Genomic DNA, 16,330 nt, shown 5'->3' with positions numbered 1-16,330 from the left:
CACGCGCAAAGTTTCAAACACATTTCACTTCGGATGCGGCATTGAATCGCGCGATTGCCAGGGAGGACCCCCATGAAGATTGGCTGCCCGAAAGAGATCAAGCCGCAGGAATTCCGCGTGGGCCTGACGCCCAACGCCGCCCAGGAGGCCGTGCGCCACGGTCACGACGTCATCGTCGAGACCGGCGCCGGCGCCGGATCAGGCTTCCCCGACGCAGATTACACGGCCGCCGGCGCGCGCCTGGTCGGCACCGCGGCCGAGGTCTTCGCCCAAGCGGACATGATCGTGAAGGTGAAGGAACCCCAGGCGGTCGAGCGCGCTATGCTGCGCGAGGGCCAGGTGCTGTTCACCTATCTTCACCTCGCGCCCGATCCGGAGCAGACGAAGGACCTGCTGGCATCGGGGTGCACCGCCATCGCCTATGAGACCGTGACCGACGCGGCCGGCGGCCTGCCGCTGCTGGCGCCGATGTCCGAAGTCGCCGGCCGGCTTGCGCCGCAGGTCGGGGCCTGGACCCTGCAGAAGGCCAACGGCGGACGCGGCGTGCTGATGGGCGGCGTGCCCGGCGTGGCGCCTGCGCGCACGGTCGTCATCGGCGGCGGCGTCGTCGGCACCCATGCCGCCCGTATCGCGGCCGGTATGGGGTCGGACGTGGTCGTTCTTGACCGGTCGTTGCCGCGCCTGCGCTATCTCGATGACGTCTTCGGCGGTGTGTTCCGCACCAGCTATGCCTCGGCCGGCACCACGGCGGAACTGGTGGCCCAAGCCGATCTGGTGATCGGCGCGGTCCTGGTGCCCGGCGCGGCGGCGCCGAAGCTTGTCACCCGCGCGCAGCTGTCCTCGATGAAGCCCGGCGCGGCGATCGTCGACGTGGCGATCGACCAGGGCGGCTGCTTCGAGACGTCGAAGGCCACGACCCATGAAAAGCCGATCTACGAGGTCGACGGGATCATGCATTACTGCGTGGCCAACATGCCCGGCGCGGTCGCGCGCACCTCGACCATCGCCCTTGGCAATGCCACGATGCCCTTCATGCTGGCGCTGGCCGACAAGGGCTGGCGGCAGGCCTGCCAGGACGATCCGCATCTGCTGAACGGTCTGAACGTCCACGCCGGGAACCTGACCTATTACGCGGTGGGCAAGGCGCTTGGCATCGACGTGCTGTCGCCGCAATTGGCGCTGAAGGTCTGAGTGCGCTAGGGCGCGCTGCGATCCACGGTCAGATCGGACGCCGCCGCGACCTTGTCGTGGCGGCGTTCGGCCATCTGGCGCAGCGCGGCGCGAAACCGTCCCAGCGGGCGCTCGAAAAGCGCGGCAAACCCGTAACAGACGGCCAGGGTTAGCAGAAGCATCCACAGATGCAGGCCGGGAAGGCTTTCTGGCAGCGTCGCGTCAAGCAGGTGAAGCGTCGGATAATGCATGATGTAAAGCGAGAAGCTGCCCCCTGCGAGCCACCGGATGATCCGGGCAAAGGCTGAATCGAGGCGGATCGACACGCGCGCGACGACGCCGATCATGCCGACAAGATGCGCCGCGACCAGAAGCGCCAGAACGGTGTTCCACAGGACTTCGTCGGAATAGATGAAAAGCTGGGCCGGGCTGGCCGGAGACACCGCAGCGGCCGTGATATCGTTCAGCAGCGTATCCGCGCCAAGGGCCTTCAGCACCACGACAAGCACGGGCGCCCCCAAGGCAAGGCCCACCGCAAGCGGCATCGGCAGGCCCGTCGCACCGGGCGTGCCGATGCGCCGCCAGACCGCCACCCCGATCAGCCACGCGGGAAGCAGAAGCAGGATCGGCAGCCCCGCCACAAGCGCGAGAAGCGCAAGCAAAAGCCACCGCATCGGTCCGCGCAGAAACAGCGCGACCCCGAACATCAGATAGTAGGCGACCTCGTAGCTTAGCGACCACAGGGGTCCGTTCGTGCCAAGGCGCACCCAGTCCCAGTATCCCTGCCACTGGTTGGTCAGCGTCAGCCCCCGCAGCAGGAACTCGGACAGCGGCAGATCCCAGTAGTAGTCCGGCGGATAGGCCGACGGATCGATCCGGGTGCCGATGCCATCGAAGACAAGCGTCAGCAGAAGCGCGGGCGCGACGACCGACAGGATGCGCGTCGCCCGGTTGAAGGCGAAAGCCTCCCATGTGCCGTCTCGGCTTGCGGCGTGGGCGATCACGAGACCGGACAGCACGAAGAAGACGATCACCGCGTCGCTGGCCAGGTTCACCTCGCGCAGAACGAAGAAGTCGCCGCCGGTGAAGCGGACATGGGCCATGTGGCCGAACAGCACCGCGAAGGCCGCCACCGCCCGCAAGACGTCGAGCCAGAGCGAGAAGGACGCGTCCATCGGGCGGGGCGCAGGCGCCGGCACGACGCGCAGGGCCGGCGCGCCTTCGCTGCGGTTCAGGGACAGCGCCTGCCAGCTTTCGACGAAGGGGCGGATCAGCGCGGCGCGCAATGTCGGATAAGGCTGTCCGAGGGACGTGCCCGTCGCATCGGCCACGCCGAAGCGCAGTTCCTCATAGGTCCGGGGGACGTAAAGCGTCCCGAACATCCAGTCCCAGATCGCGAAGATCGAGCCGTAGTTCTTGTTGTGGTGCTTCACGTCCATCGAATGATGGATCTGGTGCTGCGCCGGCGAGATGAAGATATGCTCGAGCACCCGCCCATAGCTCAGCCAGATGTGGCTGTGCCGAAGATTGGACCCCAGCGCGTTGAACAGGAAGTAGATCGCGTTCGCCCCGCCGATCTCGAGCACGCTGATCTGCCCGGTGACGAAGAAAAGCAGAAGCGCCTGCACGACGCCCACAAGCCCCGCGATCAGGACGTTGCGAATGATGGTCTCAACCGGATGGGCCCGGGTGACCGTGAGGGGCGTCAGCACCTCGGCCGAATGGTGCACGGCATGGAATGGCCACAGAACCGGGCTGTCGTGGTGCAACCGGTGCGCCCAGTACACGCAGAAATCCCGCGCCACGACGATGGAGAGCGTCGCGATCAGAAGCCGCATGCCGGTCGCGGGCTCGTCCGCAAGGCCCTGCCCGGTCAGCAGCGCAAGCCCATTGAGCGTGTAATAAGCCACCACAGTCGGGCCAAGGATCGCGCCCAGTATCCCGGTCACGCCGGCGACGCGGTTGGTCAGGAACAGCTTGATGTCGAGAAGGTTCGACCTGTGCCGGTAGACTTCGCGCGGCAGGAGCCAGCGAAGGAAGGGCTGCGGACGCCCCCTGAGCCCCCAGACCGCCGTGGCAAGGCACGCCGTGCAGAACAGGTAGAACAGCGAGATCCGCAGGTTCATGTCGAATGGCGCCGATATTAGATCGCGCCATATTTCCTGAAGTAGATCCATCGCCCCGGAACTCCCGCATCTGGGGCGATGGTCTCAGCCAACTGTGGTTGAATTTTGGCGCAATCTTGCAGAGCCTCGGTCAGGGCGGCCCCGCCAGCGCGGCCGGGCCGGCAGACCGGGCCGTCCTCAGCGTGCCTTCAGCGCGTCGCGGATCTCGATCAGAAGCTCTTCCTGCGTCGGGCCCTTCGGCTCTTCGGGCGCGGCCTCTTCCGGCTTCTTGGCAAGCGTGCTGACGCGGTTCACCGCCTTGACGATCAGGAACACGACCCAGGCGATGATCAGGAACTTGATCACGGCGTTGATGAAGTTGCCGATCATGAACTGCGCGTCGCCGACGCCAAAGCTGATCGCGCTGAAATCGACGCCGCCGATGATCAAGCCGATCAGCGGGTTCACCAGGTCCTCGACGATCGAGGTCACGATGGCGGTGAACGCCGCACCGATGATGATCCCCACGGCAAGGTCGATGACGTTGCCGCGCGCAATGAACTCCCTGAATTCCTTGAGCATACTCGCTTTCCCACGTTGTCGCGTTCGCACTGGCCGGGCCAATCGCCGACCCCGCGCCTTCGATAGCACGCGCAGGCCTCGGGGCCAGCGTGTTTTTTCCGCCTACTCGGCCGCGGCGGCAGAGGTGCGCGGCAAGGCGCCGGTCAGGACATAGCGCAGGATCTCGACGACCTGTCGCGGCTCTTCGGCCACGGCCAGGGCGGCGGCATGGACTTCCTTCAGAGCGTGCTGGTGGTCGGGCTGGCTCAGCACGATGATCGACTTGCCAAGCGCCGCGGCATAGCCCGCGTCGAAGGCCGCGTTCCACTGGCGGTACTTCTCGCCGAAGCGCACGACGACGACGTCGGCCTCCTCGATCCCCTTGCGGGTCCGGATCGCGTTCAACTTCGCACCCTTGTGGTCGTGCCAGAACTTGTCGGCCTCGGCCCCCAGGATCGCCACGCCGCAGTCGTCGGACGCCTCGTGATCGGTCACCGGCGCGTGAAACGCCACGTCCAGACCGCGCGCGCCCGCGACGATCTGTTCGCGCCAGTCGGTGTGGATCTCACCCGAAAGGTAAACGTTCAGGGTCATGTCTGGGTCCTCCTTTTCCGGCAAACCTAGCCCGGATGGCAGCAAGACCAAACCCCCGGGCCTCCATCGACCTGCAAATATCCCGGGGGTCAGGGGGCAGAGCCCCCTGCCCGCGCTCAGCCGCGCAGGACGCCGCCGGTGGCCTTGCCGACCTTCTCGACGATCTTCGCGGCCACGGCCTCGATCTCGTCCTCGGTCAGTGTCCGGTCGCGCGGCTGCATCCGCACGGTGATGGCCAGCGACTTCTTGCCCGCGCCCAGCGACCCGCCGGTGAACTCATCGAAGACGCGCACCTCTTCGATCAGCGCCTTGTCGGCGCCGGCGGCGGCGTTGACGACGTTGATCGCCTCGACCCCGTCGTCCAGCACGAAGGCGAAGTCGCGTTCGACCGCCTGAAGATCGGCCAGGTCCAGCGCCGGGCGCGTCGCCCCGGCCTTGCGCGCCAGCGGAAGCTCGTCGGGGAACAGCGTGATCGCCATCGCCGGGCCCTTCACGTCCATCGCCGCAAGCACGCGGGGGTGCAGCTCGCCGAAGACGCCCAGAACCTTCTTCGGGCCCAGGCAGATCAGCCCGTGCCGCCCGGGATGCCACCAGCCCGGCCCGCCGCGCAGGATCTGCACCTTCGCGGGCGCGCCCATCGCGGCCAGAACCGCCTCGGCGTCGGCCTTCACGTCGAACGGGTCGACCGGACGGCGCCCGCCGTGGGGGCTGCGCAGGCCGCTCTGGCCGACCAGAAGGCCCGCGACCTGCAGATGCTGTTCCTCGGGCTCGGCGCCGTGGAAGGCGGTGCCGACCTCGAAAAGCGCAAGGTCCATGAAGCCGCGCGCCTGGTTGCGCGCCGCCGCCTGCAGAAGGCCCGGCAGAAGCGCGGGGCGCATGTGGCTCATCTCGGACGAGATCGGGTTTTCCAGCCGCGCGGCGTCCGAGCCGCCGAAGAGAAGCGCCGCGGCGCGGTCGATGAAGCTGTAGGTGACGCATTCGTTATAGCCCAGCGCCGCCATCGTGCGCCGTGCCGCCTGCTCGCGCCTCTGGTTCACCGTCAGCACGGGACGCGGCACGCCGGTCTGCGCGCGCGGCATCGGCCGCGCCTCGAGCTTTGTCAGGGACGCGATGCGCGCGACCTCTTCCACCAGGTCGGCCTCGCCCTTCACGTCAAGCCGCCAGCTGGGCGGATGCGCCATGTCGCCCTTCAGCGTGAAGCCCAGCGATTCCAGAGTCTTGCGCTGCCATTCGGCCGGCAGGTCCATCCCCACAAGCCGCGCGACATGCGCCGTGTCCAGACGATAGGCGCGGTCGGTGTCGATGGGCGCGCCGGCCTCGACCACGTCGGACGCCTCGCCGCCGCACAGATCGAGGATCATCGCGGTCGCCAGTTCCAGCCCCTGCCGGGTGAAGGCCGGATCGACGCCGCGTTCGAAGCGGTACTTGGCGTCGGAACTGATCTTCAGCGACCGCGCGGTGCCGGCGATGGTGACGGGGTCCCACCACGCGCTTTCAAGAAAGACGTTGACCGTCTCGGGCGTCACGCCGGTGGCCTCGCCGCCCATGACGCCGGCGATGCTTTCGGGGCCCTCGGCGTCCGAGATGACGATCATGCCGGGCGTGAAGGTATAGGTGCGTTCGTCCAGCGCCTGAAGCGTCTCGCCGCCCTTGGCACGGTGGACGCGCAGGTTGCCCTTCACCTTGTCGGCGTCGAAGACATGGAGCGGGCGGTTGCGGTCGAAGGTGAAGAAGTTGGTGATGTCGACCAGGGCCGAGATCGGGCGCAACCCGATGGCCTTCAGCCGGTCCTGAAGCCACTGGGGGCTGGGGCCGTTCGTCACGCCCCGGATCAGGCGGCCGGTGAAATGCGGCGCGCCGTCCAGGGCGTCCGCGTCGATCGTCACGCCGATTGGGCACGGGAAGCCGCCCGGCACAGGCTCGGGCCGTTCGGTCAGGAAGGTGCCAAGGCCGCGCGCGGCGAGGTCGCGGGCGATGCCTTCGACGCCCAGCGCGTCCTGCCGGTTCGGCGTGATCGCGATCTCGATCACCGGGTCGACCTTGGCGGGGTCATGCTGCGCCAGCCAGTCGGCGAAGCCTTGGCCCACGCTGCCCGAGGGCAGTTCGATGATGCCGTCGTGTTCGTCGCTGAGTTCCATCTCGCGTTCCGAACACATCATGCCGTGGCTTTCGATGCCCCGGATCTTGCCGACCTGGATCGTCGTGTCGATGCCGGGGATATAGGTGCCGGGGTGGGCCACTACGACCGTGATGCCTTCACGCGCGTTGGGCGCGCCGCAGATGATCTGTTTCACGCCCTGGTCGGTCTCGACCTCGCAGACGCGCAGGCGGTCGGCGTCGGGGTGCGGCTGGGCCTTGAGGACGCGGCCGATGGAGAAGCCCGCAAGCTTGTCCATGGGGTTCTCGACCCCCTCGACCTCCATCCCGAGATCGGTGAGCGCCTCGGCGATCTCGTCCACGGAGGCGTGGGTGTCGAGATGCTCTTTCAGCCAGGAGAGGGTGAATTTCATTTTCCGCTAGTTCCATCCCAAGAGCTTAGAAAGCGCGCTAGTTGCCGCACTTGACGCGACAGTCTTCAATAGGTCGTAGGCTTCGCGAGGACCCTTCGTACTGATGACGCTCCAGAAGCCGTTATCATCCAAGGCTTCTGCTGCATCATGGCCCAACGCAGTGAGACGATATCCATGCCTTCCAGCCGGAGTGACCAGTCCGTGATCACACAGCAGTTGTACGTGGTGGAACTCCCTCAGCTCCTCATCCTCCGACGACTTCGTCGTCGCAAAAATGAGAACTTCGTCTTGGCTATCCTGAAACCGCTTCAGGAGGTCTCTGAGGAGTTCCTTGTCCCGCTTCACCTACTCAACCCCCGATGCAGCGTCGGCACGTCGAGCCCCGCGAAGCCGTAGTGGCGCAGCCAGCGCAGGTCGCTGTCGAAGAAGGCGCGCAGGTCGGGGATGCCGTATTTCAGCATGGCGATCCGGTCGATGCCGATGCCGAAGGCGAAGCCCTGGAACTGGCTCGGGTCGATGTTGCCGGCCTGAAGCACCTTGGGGTGGACCATGCCACTCCCGAGGATCTCCATCCACGAGTCGCCCTCGCCCACCTTGAGCTGGCCGTCCTTCCACGAACAGCGCAGGTCGACCTCGGCCGAGGGTTCGGTGAAGGGGAAGTGCGACGCGCGGAAGCGCAGTTCGGCCTTCTCGACCTCGAAGAAGGCACGCACGAATTCCTCGAGGCACCACTTGAGGTTCGCCATCGACAGGTCGCGGTCGACCGCCAGCCCTTCAAGCTGGTGGAACATCGGCGTGTGCGTCTGGTCGTAGTCCGACCGATAGACCCGCCCCGGCGCGATCACGCGCAAAGGCGCGCCCTGGTGCTGCATCGCGCGGATCTGCACCGGCGAGGTGTGGGTGCGCAACACGTGCGGCGGGCGGTCGTCGCCGTCGGGCCGCGCCATGTAGAAGGTGTCCATCTCGGTCCGGGTCGGATGCTCGGCCGGGATGTTGAGGGCGTCGAAATTGTACCAGTCGCTTTCGATCTGCGGGCCCTCGGCCACCGAAAAGCCCATGTCGGCGAAGATGGCGGTGATTTCCTCCATCACCTGGCTGATCGGGTGGATCGTGCCCTCGCGCCGGGGACGGCCCGGCAGCGTGACGTCCAGCCATTCGGTGCGCAGACGATCGTCAAGCGCGGCGTCGGCCAGCGCCGCCTTGCGCGCGGCAAGGGCCGAGGCGATCTCGTCCTTCAGCGCGTTGAGCTTCGGGCCGGCGATCTGCCGGTCCTCGGGCGACATGCCGCCCAATTCGCGCATCTTCAGGCTGATCTCGCCCTTCTTGCCAAGCGCGGCCAGCCGCACCTCTTCCAGCGCGGCCTCGTCGGCGGCGCCGGCGACGGCGGCCAGGTACCTGTCCCTCAGATCGTCCATGCGGACCCCCTTTGGCGTGTTCGCCGCCCTGCTAGCCAGAGCGGCCCTAAGACGCAAGAAGCCGCGAGACCCGTCAAGGTCCGCGGCTTCCGATTTCGTTCCCCCGTGGGGAAATTACGCGAGCGCGGCCTTCGCCTTTTCGACGATGGCGCCAAACGCATCGGGTTCGTTCACGGCCAGATCGGCCAGGACCTTGCGGTCGACCTCGATCCCGGCCAGCGACAGGCCATTGACGAAGCGCGAATAGGTCAGCGCGGCGTCATGGCTGCGGACCGCGGCGTTGATCCGCTGGATCCACAGCGCGCGGAAGTTGCGCTTGCGGTTCTTGCGGTCGCGGGTGGCGTACTGGTTGGCCTTGTCGACCGCCTGCGTCGCGGTGCGGAAGTTGCGGCTGCGCTGCCCGTAATAGCCGGACGCGGCCTTGATCACCTTGCGGTGGCGGGCGTGGGTGACCTTGCCGGATTTGACTCGTGCCATGTCTCAGCCCTCCTCAGCGATCGTACGGCATGTAGAGTTTCGCGAGCTTCTGGTCGGGCTCGGAAAGCACCGCCGTTCCACGCGCGTCGCGGATGAACTTGTTCGACCGCTTGATCATGCCGTGACGCTTGCCGGCCTGAGCGGCCAGGACCTTGCCGGTCCCCGTCACCTTGAAGCGCTTCTTGGCGCTCGACTTGGTCTTCATCTTGGGCATTTCCGTCTCCTGTCGTCCACGGTTCAAGCGCGACTCGGCATGCCACATCGGCCGGCCGCGCGGATCAGAGCGTGCCCTATACGGCGCTTCGCCCCGCGCTGCAAGCCCCAACGGCGCTGGGGCGGGGCCGCTAGTTGAGGAAGCCGCCGATGACCGAGGCGAAGATGCCGGGGATTTCGGCGGCGGTGTAACCGCCGGGCTTCTGGACCGAGGCATAGACGATCAGGCACCCCGCGGCGACCGCAAGAAGGAAGCCCATGCGCGGGGTCTCGCCGCTCGAGAAGGTGGCGACGATCTGCCAGAGGGCCAGTGCGATGGCCACGACGCCGAGGACAAGCGCAAGATCGGGATCCATGACGACCTCCGGTTGACGTCCTTAGTCCCTAGTCCTTAATCCGGATCAGTCGAATAGATCAATCGTTCCTCGCAGGGGGCGACGCGCAGGATGTTCGTGGTGCCGGGCACGTTGAAGGGCACGCCGGCGGTCACGACGATCTGGTCGGTCGATTCGGCAAAGCCCGCATCGCGCGCCGCCCGGACCGATTTCACCACCGCCTGCTTGAAGCGCTGCAACTCGCCCGAGATGATGCAGTGCAGACCCCAGGTCAGCACCAGCCGGCGCGCCGGCCCCTGGACCGCGCTCATGGCGATGATCGGCACGCGGGGGCGTTCGCGGGCCACGAGGTTCGCGGTGCGACCCGATTGCGTGAAACAGCAGATCGCCTTGATCTCGGTCGTTTCGGCGATCTCGCGCGCAGCCGACACGATGCCGTCGGCGATGGTGGTCTTGTGCCCGCCCCGGCTGGCTTCGATCACCTGCCGATAGGTCGGGTCGCTTTCGACCTCGATCGCGATCGCGTTCATCGTGGCCACGGCCTCGACCGGATAGTTGCCGGCCGCACTTTCGGCCGAGAGCATCACCGCATCGGTGCCCTCATAGATCGCGGCGGCCACGTCCGACACCTCGGCACGGGTCGGCATCGGGCTTTCGATCATCGACTCGAGCATCTGTGTGGCCACGATCACGGGCTTTGCCGCCGCGCGGCACTTGCGCACCAGCCGCTTCTGGATCGGCGGGACGTTCTGGACGGGCAACTCCACCCCCAGATCGCCGCGCGCCACCATGATCCCGTCCGACACGGCGAGGATCTCGTCGAAGGCCTTGACGGCGGCGGGCTTCTCGATCTTCGACAGGATCGCGGCACGGCCCCGGGCCAGCTTGCGCGCCTCGGTCACATCCTCGGCGCGCTGCACGAAGGACAGCGCCAGCCAGTCGATCCCAAGCTCGCAGACGAACTCAAGGTCGTCGCGGTCCTTCTCGCTCAGCGCGGCAAGCGGCAGCACCACGTCGGGCACGTTCACGCCCTTGCGGTCGCTGATGGTGCCGCCCACGGTCACGGAGCAATTGGCGAAATCGGGGCCACAGTCCTCGACCATGAGGCGGATCTTGCCGTCGTTGACCAGCAGATGGGCGCCGGGCTGAAGGGCCGCGAAGATCTCGGGATGAGGCAGTTGCACGCGTTCGTGCGTGCCGGGCGCCTCGTCAAGGTCAAGGCGGAACTTCTGCCCCTCCTCGAGGTCGAGCGCGTGGTTCTCGAACACGCCCACCCGCAGCTTCGGCCCCTGAAGATCGGCAAGGATCGCGATCGGCCGGTCGAACTCGGCCTCGACCCCGCGGATGATCTCGTGCCGACGGGCGATGTCGGCGTGCGTCCCGTGGCTCATGTTCAGGCGGAACACGTCCGCCCCGGCCTCGAACAACGCCCGAATGGTGTCGTAGTCCGACGATGCGGGACCAAGCGTTGCGACGATCTTGACGTTGCGTAGGCGTCTCATGGGTCTCTGTCTTCCGGTCCGTTAGCGCTCACAGGCGGGCAAAACGTCTATGGCGCGTTTCCCCTCGGGTGACAACTGGCACTTTGGCGCAGTCTCGGCTAGAGGGGCAAGGCGGATCGCATGACAGCTCCATGACTTATCGACCCTTTCACATCTTCGGCGAGGATCGCCCGGCACGCTGGCTGGTGACCTGCGACCACGCCACGAACCGCGTCCCACCCGAAATGGGCGGCAGCCTTGGCATCGCGCCCGAGGACATGGCGCGCCACATCGCCTACGACGTGGGCGCCGCAGGCGTGGCGCTGGCCCTGGCCGAGCGGCTGGACGCGCCTTTCGTGATGTCCGATTTCTCGCGCCTCGTGATCGACCCGAACCGCGGCGAGGACGACCCCACACTGGTGATGCGCCTTTACGACGGCACGATCATCCCGGCGAACCGGCACATCGACGTGGCCGAGATCGAACGCCGCCTCGACGCCTACCACCGCCCCTACCACAGCGCGCTGGCGACACTGGCCGCGCGCCGGCCCGACACGGTGATCTTGTCGATCCACTCCTTCACGCCGCAACTGCGCGGCCGCGATCCCCGCCCCTGGCACGTGGGTGTTCTCTTCGGGCGCGACACACGGCTGACCGACCCGCTTCTTGCCCGCCTCCACGCCGAGCCGGATCTTGTCGTCGGTGCGAACGAACCCTACGGCGGGCATCTCGAGGGCGACGCGATCGACCGCCACGCGATCAAGCCCGGCCGTCTCAATGCGCTGGTAGAGGTCCGCAACGACCTGATCGGCACCGAGGCCGAGCAGATTTCCTGGGCCGAAAGACTGGCCCCCATCCTTGACGCGGCGCTGGCCGACACCGAGGTTTGAGGAAACGGAGGACCGCGTGATGGACGACCAGACCCGCATCGAGATCGAAGCCGCCGCCTTCCGCCGCCTGCGCCAGCACCTGATGGACGACCGGCCGGACGTGCAGAACATCGACCTGATGAACCTTGCCGGCTTCTGCCGCAACTGCCTGGGCCGCTGGTACCAGGAAGCCGCCGCCGACCACGGCATCGCCATGACGAAGGAGGAGGGCCGCGAGGCCTTCTACGGAATGCCCTATGACGATTGGAAGGCGCAGCACCAGACCGAGGCGGACGAGACGAAGAAGGCCGCCTTCGATACGGCCTTCGCCGAGAACGTGGGCAAGGACTGACCCGCGCGTGCCGCGCGGCGCCTCCGGCGGGAGTATTTTCAAAGAGAAGAAGGCGGAAGGTGCAATCCAGGGCGTCGGCTGGGCGACGCCCCGGAGCTTCTCCTCTTGCGGTCATCGGCTCTCCAGCCTGTACCGCACTGCGAACGTGCATGAAGAGCAGTTAAGAAAGCCTCAAACGGCCTTCTTCTCTTTGCAAAATACTCCGGGGGCGCCCCCGCGCATGCGGGGGCGGGGGCAGAGCCCCCTCAGACCGCCGCCTGCCGGCTTTCCTCGAGGTAGATCTCGCGCAGACGCGTCGCCACCGGACCGGGCGTGCCGTCGCCCAGCTTCACGCTGTCGATCTCGACCACCGGCATGACGAACATCGAGGCCGAGGTGATGAAAGCCTCGTCCGCCGCCTTCGCCTCGTCGAGGGTGAAGGCGCGTTCCTCGACCTCCATCTGCGCCTCGCGGGCGAAGCGCAGGACGGCGGCGCGGGTGATGCCGTGCAGGATCTCGTTGCCGAGGTGGCGGGTTATGATGCGGTTGCCGGTCACGATATAGGCGTTGTTCGACGTGCCTTCGGTGACGAAGCCATCCTCGATCATCCAGGCGTCGTCGGCGCCGGCCTTCTTCGCCGCCATCTTGCCCATCGAGGGGTAGAGAAGCTGAACCGTCTTGATGTCGCGCCGGCCCCAGCGGATGTCGGGGATCGAGATCACCTTGAGGCCCGACTTCGCGACCGGGCTGTCGGCCAGCCCGGGCTTCGACTGGGTGAAGAGGACCAGCGTCGGTTTCGCGTCCTTCGGATAGGCGAAGTCGCGGTCGGCCGCGCCGCGCGTGACCTGAAGATAGACGAGGCCATCCTCGATCCCGTTGCGGCTGACCAGTTCGCGGTGGATCGCGAGGAGTTCATCCTCGGTCACCGGGTTCGCCATTTCAAGCTCGTCGAGCGAGCGTTGCAGCCGCTTCGCATGGCCTGCGAAATCCAGAAGCTTGCCGCCCAGCACGCTCGTGACCTCATAGACGCCATCGGCGAAGAGAAAGCCACGATCGAAGACCGAGACCCTGGCCTCATCCTCGGGCAGGTAGTCTCCGTTGACATAGACGATGCGGGACATGGGCGGTCTCCTTGCGGGGTTTCGGGGCGTCTTGAAAGGAACGGGGCCTGCGGTCAAGGGCGCGGCGAAGTTTCGAGAATGCGCGCGCAATATTCGGCGATGCGGTCGCGGGCCGACCCCATGTCGGCACGCGACCAGCGGCCTTTCCGGCCCTTGCGGTCGCGAAGAAGGTGGCCTTCGGAAAGCGCCAGCAGGGCGGCGGGCTTGAACTCCATCCCGTTCAGGGTAATCGCGACAAGGCCCTCTCGCCGCCGGCGGACCCAGGGCAGCCGTGCCTTCAGGCGCGCATAGCCGGGCAGGCGCGACAGGAATTCGCGGCGGAACATCACGGCAAGGCCCGCGTCCACCTCGCGCAGGTGCTGGGCCGCCGCCCAGGAGATGAAGTTGTCGTCGACCGTCATGTGCTTCCGGTTGCGTTCCGCCGGATCGGACCTCAGCGCCAGGAACCGGTCCGCCAGCGCACGGCCGTTCGCGGCCGTGAAGGCCAGCACCGACGAGTTGCCGGTCGAGAACCCCTTGCCGCCGCTCAGACGGTGGCGGAGGCGGCTCAACGCGTTGAAGCCCATCGTCCCGGCCTTGAGCATCAGCACCTCGCCGGGGCCGCGAAGGTCGGCGGCGATCCGGCCGACATCGCCTGCGACGACCGTGTCGAGGTCAAGATAGACGCAGCGCATGTCCCCCGGCGCGCCCGGACAGGTCAGCATCGCAAGCTTGCCCGGATAGCCCCCCTGGAACATCTCGGGTGAGCGGAAGCCTTCGGGAAAGGACACCTGCGCCACACGGGTGTCGACCCCCGGGCGGTCGCGGTCGGTGACGAGCACCACCTGCCGGCAATTCGGCGACAAGCTGAGCGTCATGCCCGCTATCTCGTTGATGTAGCCGTCGTGATAACGGTCGCCCCAGACGACAAGGATCAGCCAGAAAGGTTGCGCCATCGTTCGCTCCCTTCCGCGTGCCACGGCCCCTGCGGCTATCCCCAGAGCGCCCGCTCGGGCGGATGCACACCCGCCGCGTCGAACCGCAGCGGATGGGCGCGGTCTTCGGCCAGAAGAAGCGGCCCGTCAAGATCGGTGAACGCGGCGCCTTGCGCGACCAGGACGGCGGGTGCCATGGCAAGGCTCGAACCCACCATGCATCCCACCATGACGCCATAGCCCGCCGCCTGCGCGGCGTCGCGCAGGGCCAGCGCCTCGGTCAGGCCGCCGGTCTTGTCGAGCTTGATGTTGACCATGTCGTACTTGCCCGCGAGGTCCGGCAGCGATGCGCGGTCGTGGCAGCTTTCGTCGGCGCAGACCGGCAGCGGGCGCGCGATCTCGGCCAGAAGGTGATCCTGCCCGGCAGGCAGCGGCTGTTCGACCAGCGCGACGCCCATCCGCACAAGGTGCGGCGCGAGGTCGGCATAGACCTCGGCCGTCCAGCCTTCGTTGGCGTCGACGATGATGGTCGCCTCGGGCGCGCCCGCGCGCACTGCCTCGAGGCGGGGCATGTCGTCGGCCGTGCCGAGCTTGATCTTCAGAAGCGGCCGATGGGCGTTGCGCGCGGCGGCCGCGCGCATGTTCTCGGGCGTGTCGAGCGACAGGGTGAAGGCGGTGATTTCAGGACCCGGCGCGGGCAGGCCTGCAAGATCCCAGACGCGGCGGCCGCGGCGCTTGGCCTCCCAGTCCCACAGCGCGCAGTCGACGGCGTTGCGCGCCGCACCGGGCGGCAGCGCCGTCTGCAGCGCGTCGCGGTCGATATCCTCGGGCAGGCCCAGGATTTCCTCGGTCACCGACTCGAGGCTTTCGCCATAGCGGGCGTAGGGCACGCATTCGCCCCAGCCCGTCACGCCGTCGCGCGTCACCCGCACGGTCAGCACCTGCGCCTCGGTCCGCGACCCGCGCGAGATGGTGAAGACCTCGGCCAGGCGAAAGCGTTCGGGCGTGACGGTGACGGGCACGGCGCGGCTCAGATCGCGGAAAGCGCGTCGACCAGCCGGCCGGCTCCGTGGCGGAACGGATCGACGGTGGGCAGACCCATGCTTTTCTCGACGCCCGCGACGTAGTCGAGCGCGTCCTCGTCGCTGAGGTGCTGGGTGTTGATCGAGATGCCGACCACCTGGCAGGCCGGGTTGGCGATCTGGGCCATGGACAGCGCCGCGACGCGAAGCTCTTCCAGGGTGGGCAGGGCGAAGCCCGGAAGGCCACGCATATGCTCGCGCGTGGGTTCGTGGCACAGGATCAGCGCATCGGGCTGACCGCCGTGGATCAGGGCAAGCGTCACACCGGAATACGACAGGTGGAAGAGGCTGCCCTGCCCTTCGATCAGATCCCAGTGATCGGGATCGTTGTCGGGGGTCAGATACTCGATCGAGCCGGCCATGAAGTCGGCAATTACCGCGTCAAGCGGGACGCCGTCTCCGGTGATGAGGATGCCGGTCTGGCCGGTGGCGCGGAACGTCGACTTAAGCCCGCGCTCGCGCATCTCGCGGTCCATGGCAAGGGCGGTGTACATCTTGCCGACAGAGCAGTCGGTTCCGACGGCAAGGCACCGCTTGCCGGTGCGCCTCACGCCATTGGCGATCGGATACTTCACCGAAGGGATACGCACGTCGTGAAGCTTGCGGCCGTGGCGGCGGGCCGTTTCGACGAGGTCGGCCTCGTCGCGCAGCAGGTTGTGCAGCCCGCTGGCCAGGTCGAAGCCCTGTTCGAGCGCGGTGTGCAGTTCGGCCTTCCAGGTCTCGGAGATCACACCGCCGCGGTTGGCGACGCCGATCACCAGCGTCTTCGCGCCGGCTTCGCGTGCCTCGGCCAGCGTCATGTCGGGAAGGCGCATGTCGGCCTTGCAGCCCGGCAGGCGCAGCTGGCCCAGGGCGAACTCGGGACGCCAGTCCTTGATGCCCTGCGCAACCTTCGCGGCAAGCTGGTCATGCGCGTCGCCGAGGAAGAGAAGGTAGGGGGTCTCGATCATCGGGGTGCTCCGAAAGGGTTTCGCGCGATGTATCTCTGGATTTCGGGAAATGTCATCGCGAAATCTGCGGTCAGACCAGAAAAATCCGGCAGAATTCCCTGTGCAAAGGCGCAGTGATCGAAGATTCGTGCGCGTGACACGGGGGGGTGTGCCGGTTCACGCTGCGGTCGCGAAATATCCTTGCATGCGGCGCAGCAATTTT

Annotated in this window: 16 protein-coding genes; 3 read left to right on the top strand and 13 right to left on the bottom strand. The window is 67.0% G+C overall.

Translation table 11 applies throughout. The annotated features are described in order from the left end of the window. Nucleotides 1-72: 72 nt before the first annotated feature. Nucleotides 73-1,191: an alanine dehydrogenase gene (gene ald, locus ACRDNQ_RS11850; protein ID WP_431828853.1), complete on the top strand. Its 1,119-nt coding sequence runs from the start codon at nucleotides 73-75 to the stop codon at nucleotides 1,189-1,191. A 5-nt stretch (nucleotides 1,192-1,196) separates the two neighbouring features. Here the strand turns inward: ald and ACRDNQ_RS11845 are convergent, their stop codons facing one another. The 9 genes from ACRDNQ_RS11845 to pyk form a co-directional block, all read right to left on the bottom strand. After that, entirely contained in the window at nucleotides 1,197-3,347 is a 2,151-nt protein-coding gene (locus ACRDNQ_RS11845) for a sterol desaturase family protein (protein ID WP_431828852.1), read from the bottom strand. A 126-nt stretch (nucleotides 3,348-3,473) separates the two neighbouring features. Beyond that, nucleotides 3,474-3,857 carry a large-conductance mechanosensitive channel protein MscL gene (gene mscL, locus ACRDNQ_RS11840; RefSeq protein WP_431828851.1) on the bottom strand — a complete coding sequence of 128 codons (384 nt, stop codon included), beginning with the start codon at nucleotides 3,855-3,857 and terminating at the stop codon, nucleotides 3,474-3,476. A 102-nt stretch (nucleotides 3,858-3,959) separates the two neighbouring features. Continuing rightward, nucleotides 3,960-4,430 carry a YtoQ family protein gene (locus ACRDNQ_RS11835; RefSeq protein WP_431828850.1) on the bottom strand — a complete coding sequence of 157 codons (471 nt, stop codon included), beginning with the start codon at nucleotides 4,428-4,430 and terminating at the stop codon, nucleotides 3,960-3,962. Between the two features lie 116 nt (nucleotides 4,431-4,546). Further along, nucleotides 4,547-6,940 carry a phenylalanine--tRNA ligase subunit beta gene (gene pheT / locus ACRDNQ_RS11830; protein WP_431828849.1) on the bottom strand — a complete coding sequence of 798 codons (2,394 nt, stop codon included), beginning with the start codon at nucleotides 6,938-6,940 and terminating at the stop codon, nucleotides 4,547-4,549. 341 nt (nucleotides 6,941-7,281) lie between these two features. After that, complete coding sequence (gene pheS, locus ACRDNQ_RS11825) at nucleotides 7,282-8,355, bottom strand: phenylalanine--tRNA ligase subunit alpha (RefSeq protein WP_431828848.1); 1,074 nt, start codon at nucleotides 8,353-8,355, stop codon at nucleotides 7,282-7,284. Between the two features lie 114 nt (nucleotides 8,356-8,469). Continuing rightward, nucleotides 8,470-8,832 (bottom strand): 50S ribosomal protein L20, encoded by a 363-nt coding sequence (gene rplT, locus ACRDNQ_RS11820; RefSeq protein ID WP_431828847.1) that lies wholly within the window; start codon nucleotides 8,830-8,832, stop codon nucleotides 8,470-8,472. 13 nt (nucleotides 8,833-8,845) lie between these two features. Then, nucleotides 8,846-9,046 carry a 50S ribosomal protein L35 gene (gene rpmI / locus ACRDNQ_RS11815; RefSeq protein ID WP_431828846.1) on the bottom strand — a complete coding sequence of 67 codons (201 nt, stop codon included), beginning with the start codon at nucleotides 9,044-9,046 and terminating at the stop codon, nucleotides 8,846-8,848. 130 nt (nucleotides 9,047-9,176) lie between these two features. Then, the gene (locus ACRDNQ_RS11810; protein ID WP_431828845.1) at nucleotides 9,177-9,401 is read right to left on the bottom strand and encodes a hypothetical protein; all 225 of its coding nucleotides are present in this window, start codon (nucleotides 9,399-9,401) and stop codon (nucleotides 9,177-9,179) included. 35 nt (nucleotides 9,402-9,436) lie between these two features. Further along, nucleotides 9,437-10,882: a pyruvate kinase gene (gene pyk, locus ACRDNQ_RS11805; protein ID WP_431828844.1), complete on the bottom strand. Its 1,446-nt coding sequence runs from the start codon at nucleotides 10,880-10,882 to the stop codon at nucleotides 9,437-9,439. A gap of 131 nt (nucleotides 10,883-11,013) precedes the next feature. On the opposite strand from pyk, the gene ACRDNQ_RS11800 reads away from it, so the two are divergent. Further along, on the top strand, nucleotides 11,014-11,751 hold the full coding sequence (locus ACRDNQ_RS11800) for an N-formylglutamate amidohydrolase (RefSeq protein ID WP_431828843.1): 738 nt from the start codon (nucleotides 11,014-11,016) through the stop codon (nucleotides 11,749-11,751). A 19-nt stretch (nucleotides 11,752-11,770) separates the two neighbouring features. Then, entirely contained in the window at nucleotides 11,771-12,082 is a 312-nt protein-coding gene (locus tag ACRDNQ_RS11795; RefSeq protein WP_431828842.1) for a DUF1244 domain-containing protein, read from the top strand. Nucleotides 12,083-12,327: 245 nt separating this feature from the next. On the opposite strand, the gene ACRDNQ_RS11790 is transcribed toward ACRDNQ_RS11795, so the two are convergent. From ACRDNQ_RS11790 to dgcN, 4 genes are read right to left on the bottom strand one after another with little or no spacing between them, the layout of a single operon-like run. Beyond that, nucleotides 12,328-13,182: a D-amino-acid transaminase gene (locus ACRDNQ_RS11790; RefSeq protein WP_431828841.1), complete on the bottom strand. Its 855-nt coding sequence runs from the start codon at nucleotides 13,180-13,182 to the stop codon at nucleotides 12,328-12,330. A 53-nt stretch (nucleotides 13,183-13,235) separates the two neighbouring features. Beyond that, nucleotides 13,236-14,117: a hypothetical protein gene (locus ACRDNQ_RS11785; RefSeq protein ID WP_431828840.1), complete on the bottom strand. Its 882-nt coding sequence runs from the start codon at nucleotides 14,115-14,117 to the stop codon at nucleotides 13,236-13,238. A 35-nt stretch (nucleotides 14,118-14,152) separates the two neighbouring features. Continuing rightward, nucleotides 14,153-15,118, bottom strand: a complete 966-nt coding sequence (dgcA, locus tag ACRDNQ_RS11780; RefSeq protein WP_431828839.1) for an N-acetyl-D-Glu racemase DgcA — start codon at nucleotides 15,116-15,118, stop codon at nucleotides 14,153-14,155. Nucleotides 15,119-15,126: 8 nt separating this feature from the next. Then, nucleotides 15,127-16,128, bottom strand: a complete 1,002-nt coding sequence (gene dgcN, locus ACRDNQ_RS11775) for an N-acetyltransferase DgcN (RefSeq protein ID WP_431828838.1) — start codon at nucleotides 16,126-16,128, stop codon at nucleotides 15,127-15,129. Between the last annotated feature and the right edge of the window lie 202 nt (nucleotides 16,129-16,330).

This window comes from Saliniferula longa (assembly GCF_050789285.1).
Lineage (GTDB): Bacteria > Pseudomonadota > Alphaproteobacteria > Rhodobacterales > Rhodobacteraceae > CAVPWP01.
Note: the sequence above shows the minus strand (reverse complement) of the source record. Positions and strands in the feature narration are given on the sequence as shown.

Bases quoted from the DNA above. Each gene is read 5' to 3' on its own strand.
- ald (WP_431828853.1), top strand. From the start codon at position 73: ATGAAGATTGGCTGCCCGAAAGAGATCAAGCCGCAGGAATTCCGCGTG.
- ACRDNQ_RS11845 (WP_431828852.1), bottom strand. From the start codon at position 3,347: ATGGATCTACTTCAGGAAATATGGCGCGATCTAATATCGGCGCCATTC.
- mscL (WP_431828851.1), bottom strand. From the start codon at position 3,857: ATGCTCAAGGAATTCAGGGAGTTCATTGCGCGCGGCAACGTCATCGAC.
- ACRDNQ_RS11835 (WP_431828850.1), bottom strand. From the start codon at position 4,430: ATGACCCTGAACGTTTACCTTTCGGGTGAGATCCACACCGACTGGCGC.
- pheT (WP_431828849.1), bottom strand. From the start codon at position 6,940: ATGAAATTCACCCTCTCCTGGCTGAAAGAGCATCTCGACACCCACGCC.
- pheS (WP_431828848.1), bottom strand. From the start codon at position 8,355: ATGGACGATCTGAGGGACAGGTACCTGGCCGCCGTCGCCGGCGCCGCC.
- rplT (WP_431828847.1), bottom strand. From the start codon at position 8,832: ATGGCACGAGTCAAATCCGGCAAGGTCACCCACGCCCGCCACCGCAAG.
- rpmI (WP_431828846.1), bottom strand. From the start codon at position 9,046: ATGCCCAAGATGAAGACCAAGTCGAGCGCCAAGAAGCGCTTCAAGGTG.
- ACRDNQ_RS11810 (WP_431828845.1), bottom strand. From the start codon at position 9,401: ATGGATCCCGATCTTGCGCTTGTCCTCGGCGTCGTGGCCATCGCACTG.
- pyk (WP_431828844.1), bottom strand. From the start codon at position 10,882: ATGAGACGCCTACGCAACGTCAAGATCGTCGCAACGCTTGGTCCCGCA.
- ACRDNQ_RS11800 (WP_431828843.1), top strand. From the start codon at position 11,014: ATGACTTATCGACCCTTTCACATCTTCGGCGAGGATCGCCCGGCACGC.
- ACRDNQ_RS11795 (WP_431828842.1), top strand. From the start codon at position 11,771: ATGGACGACCAGACCCGCATCGAGATCGAAGCCGCCGCCTTCCGCCGC.
- ACRDNQ_RS11790 (WP_431828841.1), bottom strand. From the start codon at position 13,182: ATGTCCCGCATCGTCTATGTCAACGGAGACTACCTGCCCGAGGATGAG.
- ACRDNQ_RS11785 (WP_431828840.1), bottom strand. From the start codon at position 14,117: ATGGCGCAACCTTTCTGGCTGATCCTTGTCGTCTGGGGCGACCGTTAT.
- dgcN (WP_431828838.1), bottom strand. From the start codon at position 16,128: ATGATCGAGACCCCCTACCTTCTCTTCCTCGGCGACGCGCATGACCAG.